This is a genomic window from Streptomyces sp. NPDC107500, from assembly GCF_055582785.1.
In genome coordinates, this window is the sequence record NZ_JBVJPF010000008.1 from 448,775 (window position 1) to 461,366 (window position 12,592).

General features: G+C 74.5%; 10 protein-coding genes and 1 tRNA gene. 9 read left to right on the forward strand and 2 right to left on the reverse strand.

From position 1 onward, the window contains the following. Window positions 1-56: 56 nt before the first annotated feature. Window positions 57-2,312 carry a DNA polymerase III subunit gamma/tau domain-containing protein gene (locus ACZ67M_RS31270; RefSeq protein ID WP_469853739.1) on the reverse strand — a complete coding sequence of 752 codons (2,256 nt, stop codon included), beginning with the start codon at window positions 2,310-2,312 and terminating at the stop codon, window positions 57-59. Between ACZ67M_RS31270 and ACZ67M_RS31275 the strand changes: the two genes are divergently transcribed. Genes ACZ67M_RS31275 through ACZ67M_RS31310 form a run of 8 tightly spaced genes read left to right on the forward strand, consistent with a single transcriptional unit; the run spans window position 2,275 to window position 10,985 of the window. After that, complete coding sequence (locus tag ACZ67M_RS31275) at window positions 2,275-3,411, forward strand: hypothetical protein (protein WP_469853740.1); 1,137 nt, start codon at window positions 2,275-2,277, stop codon at window positions 3,409-3,411. The genes ACZ67M_RS31270 and ACZ67M_RS31275 overlap by 38 nt on opposite strands. Window positions 3,412-3,454: 43 nt before the next feature. Then, window positions 3,455-3,877: a phage tail protein gene (locus ACZ67M_RS31280; RefSeq protein ID WP_161328098.1), complete on the forward strand. Its 423-nt coding sequence runs from the start codon at window positions 3,455-3,457 to the stop codon at window positions 3,875-3,877. Window positions 3,878-3,905: 28 nt separating this feature from the next. Next, a complete protein-coding gene (locus ACZ67M_RS31285; protein ID WP_125495521.1) occupies window positions 3,906-4,628 on the forward strand; it encodes a CIS tube protein in 723 nt (240 codons plus the stop codon). Continuing rightward, complete coding sequence (locus ACZ67M_RS31290) at window positions 4,628-6,547, forward strand: VgrG-related protein (protein ID WP_361366523.1); 1,920 nt, start codon at window positions 4,628-4,630, stop codon at window positions 6,545-6,547. The genes ACZ67M_RS31285 and ACZ67M_RS31290 overlap by 1 nt, the downstream gene beginning before the upstream one ends. A 37-nt stretch (window positions 6,548-6,584) precedes the next feature. Further along, complete coding sequence (locus ACZ67M_RS31295; RefSeq protein ID WP_125495519.1) at window positions 6,585-7,046, forward strand: GPW/gp25 family protein; 462 nt, start codon at window positions 6,585-6,587, stop codon at window positions 7,044-7,046. Then, the gene (locus ACZ67M_RS31300) at window positions 7,046-9,004 is read left to right on the forward strand and encodes a putative baseplate assembly protein (protein WP_361366519.1); all 1,959 of its coding nucleotides are present in this window, start codon (window positions 7,046-7,048) and stop codon (window positions 9,002-9,004) included. Before ACZ67M_RS31295 ends, ACZ67M_RS31300 begins: the two co-directional genes overlap by 1 nt. 8 nt (window positions 9,005-9,012) lie before the next feature. Continuing rightward, window positions 9,013-9,576 (forward strand): phage tail protein, encoded by a 564-nt coding sequence (locus ACZ67M_RS31305; protein WP_385804090.1) that lies wholly within the window; start codon window positions 9,013-9,015, stop codon window positions 9,574-9,576. Next, window positions 9,573-10,985, forward strand: a complete 1,413-nt coding sequence (locus ACZ67M_RS31310; RefSeq protein ID WP_450738461.1) for a zinc ribbon domain-containing protein — start codon at window positions 9,573-9,575, stop codon at window positions 10,983-10,985. Before ACZ67M_RS31305 ends, ACZ67M_RS31310 begins: the two co-directional genes overlap by 4 nt. 76 nt (window positions 10,986-11,061) lie before the next feature. Here ACZ67M_RS31310 and ACZ67M_RS31315 read toward each other — a convergent pair. Then, window positions 11,062-11,135, reverse strand: a tRNA-Thr gene (locus tag ACZ67M_RS31315). Window positions 11,136-11,359: 224 nt separating this feature from the next. Between ACZ67M_RS31315 and msiK the strand changes: the two genes are divergently transcribed. Next, on the forward strand, window positions 11,360-12,496 hold the full coding sequence (msiK, locus tag ACZ67M_RS31320; protein ID WP_122621067.1) for a diacetylchitobiose ABC transporter ATP-binding protein MsiK: 1,137 nt from the start codon (window positions 11,360-11,362) through the stop codon (window positions 12,494-12,496). Window positions 12,497-12,592: the final 96 nt, after the last annotated feature.

A 12,592-nucleotide genomic window follows, 5' to 3' on the forward strand; every position in this document is an offset into this window, starting at 1 on the left:
GTCGCCCCGCTGCGGGCGATACCGGCGGACACCCCGGCACCGACGGCTTCCACGGCTCAGGCGCCGGGGACGCGGTCGGCCGGTCCCGCCGTGCCGGGTGCGCGCGCGGGGGCGTCCCCCGGTCCGTCGGCGCGTCCGGGCGCGAGGGGCGGTGCTCCCGCCGCGCCGAGTGCGCGCGGCGGTGGACCGGCCCCGTCGTCGCCCGCGCCCGCCGCCCCGGCCACGCCGGTCCAGCGGTCGCGCTCGACCGGGTCCGCGTCGTCCACGTCGTCCGCGGCACCCGTGAACCCCTCGCCGCATGCGGCCCGTGGTGTCCGTGTGACACCGGTGCCGCCCGCGCCGCCGCGCCCGCGGCAACCGCTGACCAAGGCCCCGTCCGGGTCGCCGGCCGTGCAGCGCCGCGCCCTGCCCTCGGCCCGCCGGACCGCCGACGCCCCGCCGAAGTCCTCCGGAACGGCACCCTCGTCCGGTGCCGGCGACCGAGCGGAACCCGGCTCGGCACCGGCCGGCTCCGCCGCCCCGGCCCCCGATCCCGGCGATTCCGGCGGCGACGCCGCGGCCACGCCGCCCGTGGCGCCCCCGGCATCCCCGGTGCAACGCGCCGTGCGCCCGCAGCAGCAGGGCCCGGCCGCGACCGACACCCCGGCCAACCCGTCCGTCCAGCGGTCGGTTCCCCGTCCGCCCGCCTCTTCCGGCGACTCCGCGGCCTCCAACGCCCCGGTGCGCGGCTCGTCCTCGCCGTCCGGCGACGGCGTGGCCTCCGGTACGCCGGACCGCCCGCCCGCTCCTCCGGCGCGGCGTGCGACGCGGGCCTCGGGCAGTCCGACCAACCCCGCGCCTACCGGCGGTGCCCCCTCCGGCACGCCGGTCCAGCGGGCCGCGTCACCTCGGCCGAACCGGGCGGCCCCGGCGCCGGGCAAGGGCGCGTCGGCCGGTACGCCGACCGCACCGGCCGCCACACCGCCGACGCCTCCGGCCACTCCGACCTCTTCGGCCACTTCGCCCTCTCCGGCCGCTCCGACCTCTTCGGCCACTTCGCCCCAGGGCGCCTCCTCGCGGTCCGGCGGCGGCACGGTGTCCGGTGCGCCGGTGCAGCGGGCCGTGCCCCAGTCCGGCCCGGCACCGGCCGGCCGTCCCGACCCCGCCCGTGCGGCCGGGGCCGCCGACCCCGGTGAGCGCCGGTCCGCCGCCGCACCGGAGCCCACGACGACCGGTTCCCCCGTGCAGCGGGCGGTGCCGGAGCAGCACCCCCGCACCGAGGCGCCCTCCCGCGCCAACTCCGGTTCCGGCGCTTCCCGTCCCGGCGGGGACGCCCCGTCCGCCCCCGGCGCCGACGCGGCGCCGCACACGCCGGTGCAGCGGGCCGTACCCCGGTCCGGCAGCGCACCGAGCGGCGCCGGCGACCTCCCGGTGCAGCGAGCGGTGCCCCCGGCCACACCCGCCTCCGCCGGTTCCCGCTCCGCCCCCGCGTCCCGCGCCGACCGCGCTACGACCGGCGGCTCCGCACAGCGCGCCTCCTCCGCCCCGGCCAACCCCGCGCCCCGGACCGGCGGCACGCCCACGCCCACGGCGTCCCCCTCACCGGAATCGACCCCGGCGAGCGGCGGCCCGGCGCCCGGGGCACCGGCCCAGCGGAGCACCGCCCCGCAGGACCGCCCCTCCGGCGCCACCGACCGCACGCCGTCGGCACCCGAGCGCACCGCGCCGAGCGGCACCCCGGTCCAGCGAGCCGTCACCCGGCCCGCCCCCGCGGCACCCGCCGCCGCGCCCCCCGCCCCACCGGTCCAGCGTGCCGCGGGCCCCGTCAACCGCGCGCCCGGCAAAGGCAGTACGGCAACACCCGCCGCCGCACGGCCGACGGGCACCGGCGACGGGCCCACCGCGGCCCAGCGGCCGTCCCCGACGCCCCCGCCCGCGAACCGGCAGCCCGAGCCCGCCGCCCGTCCCAGCACCCCGACCGGCGCCCAGCAGCCTCCCGTCCAGCGGAGCGCGGCGGCCTCCGGCAGCCCCACGGCACCCAGAACCGAACAGCCCGCCCAGCCTTCCCAGGCCGTCCCCCCGGTCCAGCGCGCCACGAACACGTCGATACCGTCCGGCACGACGCAACCCCCGGTGCAGCGCGCCCTCGGGACACCGCAGCCGCAGACTTCCGCCGGGGACCCGGCGCCCGCGTCGGCCCCGGGCCCGCGCTCCGCGACGAGTTCCACCGGCCAGGCCGGATCGCCCGGCCCGTCCGCCCCCGCGACGCCGGCCCGGCCCGGGACGACCCCGCCGGTGGCCACCGCCCGCCCGGTGCAGCGCAGCGCCACCACGCGCCGTCCGGGTCTCGGCGCCCCCACCATGGCCAAGCCCGCCGATGCCGTACGCCCGGGCGCGCTCCCCTCCACCGCCCCGCAGGCGCCCGCGCCCCCCGCGGCCCAGGGCCCTTCGGCTCCCTCTCCGTCGGTCCCCGTCTCGCGTCGCTCCTCCCTCGGCGCGCCCCTCACCACGCCGCCCTCGGACACCACCCCGATCACCCCGGCCCCGGCACCGGCCTCGAACGCCCCGCTCACCGGCGGCCGTACGGACCCGCCGGTCCAGCGGGCCGTCGCCCCGCTCGCGCCGCCCATCGTCACGACGACCGCGCCCGTCACCACGACGACCGCGCCGACGTTCACCACGCCCCCTCCGGCCGTGACCGGGGCCGCGCCGATTGTCGCCGCGCCGACGCCGACGCCCTTCCCGACCACCGCCTCCCCGCTCCCCTCCCCGGGCTCCTCGTCCCCGGCCCCGGCACCGGCCGCCCCCGCCCCCTCGTCGCCGTCGCTGCCCGTCGCGGCCGGCCCGACCGTCCAGCGCGCCGCGGCCGGCCGCCCCGTGCCCGCCAAGGCGGTCCCGCTGCGCCGGCCCACGGCGCCCGCGGCCACCGCCACCGCCACGCCGCTCCCCGTGGCACCCCTGACCCCTCCCCCGCCGGCCCCGGCCACCCCGCTGCACGCGCCCGCCCCGCAGCCGGCCCCGGCCACGGACACCACCTCCGCTCCCCCGGTGCAGCGCCTCTTCGGCCTCAGCCGGGGCCGCACCACCCGCACCCTCGCCGCCGCGGCCGCGCACGCCGCGATCCTCCCGCTCAACCGGACCCAGGGATCGTCACAGCAGGCACCGCCGGACGACCCGCCCCCGGCCTACAGCCCCACGCCCCCGCCGAACGACCCGCCCGCCCAGTCGGCCGGTTCCGCCCGGCGTCCGGAGGCGTCGGAGCCGCCGCCCGGATACACGAGCGTCCCGGAGGGCGGGCTCGACCCGAACCAGCTCACCGAGTTCCAGCTCGACGCGCTGGTGAACCGGATCATCGGCCGCGTCACCCGCCTCGTGCGCACCGAACTGCGCATGGACCGTGAACGGATCGGCAGACTGCGCGACCCCCGCTGACCGGCGACCTCCCCAGCACACCCGACAGAAAGGCCCACTCGCGATGTCCCGCAAGGATCCGGGCTCCACGGTTTTCTTCAGCCTCGCCATCGACGGCGAGAGCCTCGGTTACTTCAACGGGTGCGAGGGCCTGTCGTCCCAGGTGGAGATCGAGCAGCGGCAGGAGGGCGGCAACAACGGCTTCGTGTGGCAGCTGCCCACCCGCGTGTCCTTCTCCAACATCCGGCTGACCCGGCCCATCACGCCGGACACCGCCAAGGTCGCCAAGTGGATCTCCTCCGTGCAGACCGGCATCAACCGGCCCACCGCGCAGATCTCGGCGCTGCGCGCGGACGGGTCGCTGGTCGCCCGGTGGGGGCTGATCGACGTACTGCCCGTCAGCTGGCAGGGCCCGAGCCTCGACCCCAACAACCCGGCCGTGGCCAACGAGGTCCTTGAGATAGCCCACCACGGCTTCACCGACTGACGGCGCCGAGGGACTGAGAGGAAGACCCATGGCAAAAGGCAGCAAGGGCGCCGGCAAGAGCCTCGTACGCGCCAACCTCGCCATCCACGAGCCCCCCACCGGCACGAGCACCACGCCCGGTGCGCTGATGCGGACCTTCGGCTTCGAGTTCAACCCGGCCCAACTGTCGCTCACCCAGCGGACCCAGTGGCAGGCGACCCCGACGGCGGCGGTGCGCAAGGCCGCGAAGCCGCAGTTCATGGGCGCCGAGCCGCGGGAGATGACGCTGGAGATCTTCCTGGACTCCTCCACCAAGCCCAACGGCAACACGGTGCTGAAGAAGGTCGAGTCGCTGCTCAAGTGCTGCGAGGTGACCGCCAAGAGCCTCGCCGCCGACCAGCCGTCGCCGCCCTGGGTTGTCTTCGAGTGGGGGTCGTTCTCCACGGCCCGGTTCACCGCGTACGTCGCCTCCATCGAGGCGTCGTACACCCTCTTCGGCACCTCCGGCATCCCCATCCGCGCCACCTGCCAGGTGCACCTGGTCGAGATCCCCGGCCCGACCAAGGGGCAGAACCCGACCTCGGGCGCGCTCACCGCCCAGCGCGTGCACCGGGTCGTCGCGGGCGACTCCCTCCAGTCGCTGGCCTGGCGGGAGTACGGCAGTGCCAACGCGTGGCGCGCGATCGCCGAGGCCAACGGCATCGACGACCCGTCCCGCCTGCCGACGGGCACCGAACTCATGCTGCCCGCCACCGAGGAGGTGCCTCACTGATGGTGCGTCCCGCGTTCTCCAGCATCGTCCAGGTGCGCATCGGTGCGGCGAAACTGCCCGACGACATCGCCCTGATGCTCGTCGACGGCTGGGTCGACCAGGGCATGAACGTGCCCGCGGCCTTCCGCCTCACCTTCCGCGACCCCGACCACCTGGTCCTCGGCAAGCTGGGCGTGAAGTTCGGCACCAGGGTGGTCATCACCCCGGTCGCCGACGGCCAGGGCGTCGGCAAGCCCCTGCTGACCGGCGAGGTCACGGCGATGGAGGCCGACTACGACGGCACCGGCAGCTACACCGTGATCCGCGGCTACGACTTCGGGCACCGCATGGTGCGCCAGCGCCGCGTGGCCGCGTACCGCAACCAGAAGGCCTCCGACATCGCCCGCAAGCTCGCCGCCATGGACGGCGTCTCCATCGGCCGGATCCAGCCGACGAAGGGCACCTACGGGTTCATCAGCCAGTCCAACGTCACCGACTGGGACTTCCTGTCCCGGCTCGCGGACGAGAACAACATGGTGATGTCCGTGGACGCCAAGGGGAAGTTCCGGTTCGTCAAGCCGAACCCGTCGGCCGGTGCGCCCTCCCCGCAGACGGACGGCGACAAGAGCGCCTTCGTCCTCCAGGCCCGCCACGACATCAAGCGGCTGCGGGCCGCGGTGACCGCCGCCGACCAGGTCGGCAAGGTCGAGTCGCGGGGCTGGAACGTCACCACCAAGAAGAAGATCACCGAGGTCGCGCCCGCCACCACCGACCCGGGCATCAGCATCGGCTCCACGCCGGGCGAGGCGGCAGGCAAGTTCAAGACCGCCAAGCTCGTCGAGACCGCCAACCCCTACGACAAGCAGGACGAGGTCCGGCACGCGGCGCAGGCCCTCGCCGCCGACGTCACGTCCTCCTTCGCCGAGCTGGAGATCGCGGTGACGGGCAGCCCCGACCTGCGGCCCGGCGTGCCCGTGGCGCTCAGCGACGTCGGCAAGCCCTTCGAGGGCAAGTACACCGTCACCTCGGTGCGCCACCACTTCGGCGACAGCGAGCCCTACCAGTCCTGGGTCACGGTCAGCGGACGCCAGTGGCGCTCCCTGTACGGGCTGGCCTCGGGCGGCGCCGGTGCCGCGGACCCCGCGAGCGCGCTGCGGCTGCCCAGCGTCGCCAACGCCCTCGTCACCGACGTGCAGGACCCCCTCAAGCAGGGCAGGGTCAAGCTCCAGTTCCCGTGGCTGGACGACACCTACGTCAGCGACTGGGCGCGCAGCGTGCAGCTGGGCGGCAAGGGCGGCGGCGGCGTCTTCCCGATGGACGTCGGCGACGAGGTGCTGGTCGCCTTCGACCGGGGGGCGCTGGACCACCCCTTCGTGATCGGCGGGCTCTACAACGGCCGCGACCTGCCGACCAAGGTCAACGACGTACCGCTGCACGACGGTCTGAAGAAGCAGGCCACCCGGCACACCCTCTCCGACCGCCAGGGCAACCGCGTCGACCTGCTCAGCCAGCGGACCGGCATGCGCAAACAGGGCGTCCGGATCGCCAGCGGCAACGACAAGCTGACCATCAACCTGGACCGCACCAAGACCGAGATCACCGTCGACAGCAAGGGCTCGGTCAGCATCACCGGCAGCCGCTCGGTGTCGGTGGAGGCGGGCATGGACCTCACCCTGGAGGGACGCCGCTCGGTGACGGTGAAGAGCGGCGGACCGCTCCTCCTCCAGGGACGGGGCCTGGTCAACCTCAAGTCGATGGCCGGCACGGTCAACGTGAGCGCGATGGGGGCCCTGCTCATGAACGCGACCGGCGCCATGACGCTCACCGCCACGGGACTCGTGTCGGTCACCTCCGTGGCCAACGTGAACATCAAGGCGATCAAGGTCGACCTCATGGGTGCCGTCTTCGTCAACACCATCAAGTACCCGCTCCCGGCATGACCGGACGCACCGCAAGAGGAAGGCAGGAGGCCCTCTGATGGCCGAACAGTTCGTCGGCTCCGGCTGGTCGTTCCCGCTGCGCATCGGGCCCACCGGCGGCATCGCCCTGGTCAGCGGGGAGCGGGAGATCGAGGAGGCCATGCAACTGGTCCTGGCCACCGCCCCGGGCGAGCGGCCGATGCGCCCCGAGTTCGGCTGCGCCATCCACGACCTCGTCTTCGCGCCGGTCAACGAGCAGACCGCCGGCCGCATCCAGCACGAGGTGTACACCAGCCTGGACCGCTGGGAGCCGCGCATCGAGGTGCACGAGGTCGAGGTCACCACCGGCACCGACCAGAGCGTGCTCTACATCGACGTGCGCTATTCGATCCGCGGCACCAACAACCCGCGCAGCCTGGTCTTCCCGTTCTACGTCATCCCCTCCCACGACGAGCCGGATCTCCCCGACAGTCCGGCCGGCCCCGCCGGCCTTCCCGGCTCTCCCGAAAGCGGCCTCTGATGTCCCTGCCCTCCCCGAACCTCGACGACCGCCGCTTCCAGCAGTTCGTCGACGACGCCAAGCGCTACATCCAGCAGCGCGCACCGGAGTGGACCGACCACAACGTCTCCGACCCCGGCGTCACCCTCGTCGAGACGGTCGCCCACATGGCCGACCAGATCGTCTACCGCCTCAACCGGGTGCCGGAGAAGAACCACCTCGCCTTCCTCGACCTGGTCGGCATCACGCTCTTCCCGCCGTCCGCCGCCCGCACGGAGGTCACCTTCTGGCTGTCCGCGCCGCAGGAGGACACCATCCTGGTGCCGGTCGGCTCCGAGGTCGCCACCCTGCGCACCGAGCGGGACGAGGCGGTCGTGTTCGCCACCGAGGGCGACCTGGCCGTCGTGCCCTGCTCGCTCAGCCGGCTCGCCGTCCAGCACCAGGGCGAGGCCGTCACCGACCGGACCACGGACCTCGCCGAGGGCAAGGACCTGATGTGCTTCGCCGAGGCCCCCCGCCCCGGCGACTGCATGCTCATCGGCCTCACCGCCGCCACCCCGCACTGCGCGCTCGCCCTGGAACTCGACAGCCGCGTCGACGGTGTCGGCGTCGACCCCCGGCAGCCGCCCCTGGTCTGGGAGGCCTGGACGGAGGACGGCTGGCAGCCCTGCGAGGTCGACCGGGACGGCACCGGCGGTCTCAACCGCCCCGGCGACATCGTGCTGCACATCCCCGGCGGGCACGTCCTGTCCCGCAACGGCGGCCACGAGGCGGGCTGGATACGCTGCCGGGTCACCGACCCGCTGCCCGGCCAGCCCTTCTACACCACCTCGCCGACCATCCACGCCGCCGAGGCGTACACCATCGGCGGCACCACCGGCGTCGTGCACGCCGAGTCCATCCTCGACGAGGCACTCGGCGAGTCCACCGGCCTGCCCGGCCAGCGGCTGCGGCTCGAACACTTCCCCGTCGTCGCCGGCGACCCGCCCGTCCTCCTCCAGACCGCCGACGACGACGGCTGGCAGGACTGGCAGGTCGTCCCGCACTTCGCGGGCTCCCGCCCCGACGACCACCACATCACCCTGGACGCCGCCACCGGCGAGATCGCCTTCGGCCCCGCCGTGCGCGAGGCCGACGGCACGCTGCGCCAGTACGGCAGCGTCGCTCCCAAGGGCGCCGTCATCCGCGCCCTGCGCTACCGCACCGGCGGCGGCAGGGCCGGCAACGTGGCCCGCGGCGCCGTACAGGTGCTGCGCACCTCCATCCCGTACGTCTCCGAGGTCGTCAACCGCGAGGCCGCCCGCGGCGGCGTCGACGGCGAGACCGTCGAGGAGGCCAAGCTCCGGGCGCCGATCACCCTGCGCGCCCAGGAGCGCGCCGTGACCCTGCGCGACTACGAGGAACTCGCCCGCCGCGCAGCCCCCGAGACCGCCCGCATCACTTGTCTGGAGGGCGAGGAGGGCGACCACGGCGCCTACGCGGTCCGGGTCCTCGTGGTCCCGCAGGCCGTGCCCGACCCGGGCGGACGGCTCCGCTTCGAGCAGCTCGTCCCCGGCGACGCCCTCCTCGGCCGCATCACCCGCCACCTCGACGAACGCCGCCTCATCGGCACCCGCCTGGCCGTCGGCCCGCCCTACTACCAGGGCGTCACCGTCGTCGCCACGGTGCACGCCTTCCGCGGCGTCGACACCGACCGGGTGCGCCGCCAGGCCCACGACGCCCTCTACCGCCACCTCGATCCGCTCACCGGCGGCGCCGACGGCAGGGGCTGGCCCTTCGGACGGCCCGTGCAGACCGGCGAGGTCTTCGCCGTGCTCCAGCGCGTGCCCGGCGTCGAACTCGTCGACGAGGTCGTCCTGCACCCCGCCGACCCGCTCACCGGCAAGCGCGGCGACCCCACCGACCGCATCGACCTGCAACCGCCCGCGCTGGTCTTCTCCTTCGACCACCGGGTCCGCGTGATCGGGGACGGCGCGTGACGGCCGCCGTGTCGCACCGGGGTTCCGTCGACGGACTCGGCTCCTCGCTGCCCATCGCCACGATGCTGCCGGCCGTCTTCGCCGACGACGACCTCGCGCTGCGCTTCGTCGGCGGGCTCGACGACGTCCTCGCGCCCATCCTCAACGTCCTGGACTGCCTGGACACCTACTTCGACCCCGCCCTCACGCCGGCCGACTTCGCGCAGTGGCTCGGCAGCTGGATCGGCGCCGAGACCGACGGCACCGAACCCGAGCCCATGCTGCGCGCGGCCGTCGCCGCCGCCGCCCGGCTGCACCGCGTACGGGGGACCCGGCAGGGCCTGTCCGAGGCCGTGCGGCTCGCGTTCGGCGTGGAGCCGGACATCAGCGAGAGCGGCGGCGCCGACTGGAACGCCCGTCCCCTCGGCCCGTTCCCCGGGGCTCCCCGCCCCCACCTGCACGTCACCCTCCGGCTGCCCGCACCGAGACCCGGCGACACCCATCGCCTGGACACCCTGGTCGCCGCCGCCCGCCCCGCCCACATGCCCTACACGGTCGAAGTGACCGCCTCCGAAAGGACCCCGGAGAGATGACCACGCAGAACTGCGCCGAGTGCGGGACACCCGCGGAACCGGGCCAGTCCTTCTGCGACGCGTGCGGCGCCGTACTCCGCTGGGACCAGGCCGGCGCCCGCACCGCGCAGCCCGCGACCGCCTCGGCCGCCGGCCGGGACGCCGCCGCACCGCCCGCGGCCCCCGCCGGAGGCGGCCACCAGGCCACGGCGACCGCCCCCGGCGGCGCCGACGCGCCGTCCGGCGAGGCGGAGGACGGCCCGACCGTGCCGCAGCCGCGCCGCGCGGCGAGCGCGCCCGCCCCCGGCACGCCGGACACCGGCGCGGCGGCAGCGGGCACGGCAGGAGCGGGTGCGGCGGCAGCGGGTGCCGCGGGAGCCGGCAGGGCCGCCGACGCGGACGCCGCCCCGGCCGCCTCCACCGCGTCCTCCCCCTCGGCCCCGGCGCCCTCCCGCACCCCCGACACGGACGAGACCGCCCCCACCACCCCGGTGGCACCGGTGCCCGCACCGAACGCGCTCACCGACACCATGTCCGACCGCGCCCGCTCCCTCCTCGTCCCCGTCGCCGACCCGGAGGCGCAGGCTCCGGCGCCGCCCCCCGGCATCGCCCCCGTCCTGCCCGGCCGCCCCGACGCGGACCGGCCCCAGGTCCGCGCCCCCGGCCACGTGGACATCGCCAACGGCCCGCCGTGCCCGTGGTGCTCCACGCCCAACCGCCCCGACCGCCACTACTGCGCGCGCTGCGCCATGCCCCTGATCGCCGGCGGCGACCAGGCCGCCGTACGCGCCCCCTGGTGGCGCAGGCTCTTCGGCGGCACCCGCCGCGAGACCCCCTGGGCCGGCGACCGGCCGCGCCTGCGCCGGGTCTTCGACCGCATCGGCACCTGGATCACCATCGTCGTGGTCGTGACCCTGACCGTCCTCGGCTTCATGTACATCCCGGACGGCTACCAGGCCACCCGCGACCACTTCGCCAAGCGCGCCCCGGTCTCCCCGGACCGGATCACGGCCTCGCACTCCTACGCCGGCCACAAGCCCGAGCTGGTCATCGACCAGCTCAGCAACACCTGGTGGGGTCCGGGCATCTCGCAGTCCGGCAAGGGCGAATGGCTCGAGGCCACCTTCACCGAGCCCACCCGCCTGCTGGACGTCATCATCACGCCCGGCGTCTCCACCCGCGCCGAGAAGAACAAGGAGAGCGCCCTCCCGCACCGCGTGAAGGCGACGATCACCCTGAAGGACGGGTCGACCACCACCCGCGACCTCACCCTGGACCAGGGTGCGGGCGGCCAGCGACGCCCGTTCCGCGTCGGCGAGGTCACCAAGGTCCGCTTCACCATCGAGTCGGCCCACGCGGCCTCCGCGGACAAGCAGGTCGCCATCGCGGAGATCGAGTTCTTCGGCCGGTCCAGCGCCAACCGCTCCTGACCCCCGGCGGGACCCACAGCAGGCCGAAGGCCCCGACACCGCGCGGTGTCGGGGCCTTCGGCCTGCTGCTTCTCCGAGCCCCCTGTCGGATTCGAACCGACGACCTTCGCTTTACAAGAGCGGCGCTCTGACCAGCTGAGCTAAGGAGGCACTCGCGCGACGGCACGCGCGCGCGGGTCGGTCCACTGTACACAGAGCCCGGTGAACGGTGGGATTCGAAAATTTCGGCGAAGTTCACAGGCCCACAGGTACTGACAGACCAGGTGAACGCCGGGTACCGTCCTGAGCCAGCTACACCCGTGTGGACTACACCACCACCTTCCTACAACGGATCGTCCGGCACGTTCCTGCCGGTAGAAGGGGGCCCATTCACCATGGCCACAGTTACGTTCGACAAGGCGACCCGCATCTACCCGGGTTCCACCAAGCCCGCCGTCGACGGTCTCGACATCGCCATCGAGGACGGCGAGTTCCTCGTCCTGGTCGGCCCCTCCGGTTGTGGCAAGTCCACCTCGCTCCGCATGCTCGCGGGGCTCGAGGACGTCAACGGCGGCGCCATCCGCATCGGCGACCGCGACGTGACGCACCTGCCGCCGAAGGACCGGGACATCGCCATGGTGTTCCAGAACTACGCGCTCTACCCGCACATGTCCGTCGCCGACAACATGGGCTTCGCGCTCAAGATCGCCGGCGTCAACAAGGCGGAGATCCGGCAGAAGGTCGAGGAGGCCGCGAAGATCCTCGACCTCACCGAGTACCTGGACCGCAAGCCGAAGGCGCTCTCCGGCGGTCAGCGCCAGCGTGTGGCGATGGGCCGCGCGATCGTGCGTGAGCCGCAGGTGTTCCTCATGGACGAGCCGCTGTCCAACCTGGACGCCAAGCTCCGCGTCTCCACCCGCACCCAGATCGCCTCGCTCCAGCGCCGTCTCGGCATCACCACCGTCTACGTCACCCACGACCAGGTCGAGGCCATGACGATGGGCGACCGCGTGGCGGTCCTCAAGGACGGTCTGCTCCAGCAGGTCGACACCCCGCGGAACATGTACGACAAGCCCGCGAACCTGTTCGTCGCCGGCTTCATCGGCTCCCCGGCCATGAACCTGGTCGAGGTCCCGATCACCGACGGCGGCGTGAAGTTCGGCAACAGCGTCGTCCCGGTCAACCGCGACGCCCTGAAGGCCGCCTCCGACAAGGGCGACCGCACGGTCACCGTCGGCGTCCGCCCCGAGCACTTCGACGTCGTCGAGCTGAACGGCGGCGCGGCCAAGACCCTGACGAAGGACTCCGAGGACGCTCCGGCCGGCATGGCCGTCTCGGTGAACGTCGTGGAGGAGACCGGCGCCGACGGCTACATCTACGGCACGGTCGACGTCGGCGGCGAGTCGAAGGACCTCGTGGTCCGCGTCAGCAGCCGCTCGGTGCCGGAGAAGGGCGCGACGGTCCACGTGGTGCCGCGGCCGGGCGAGTCCCACGTGTTCTCGTCGTCCACGGGCGAGCGCCTCTCCGACTGAACGTTCTCGCGCGGGTGATTTTCACCCGCGTTGACGAAAAGTGCCCCGCGGCCTGCTGCGGGGCACTTTCCGTTGTCGACAAACACCCGGGCAGAA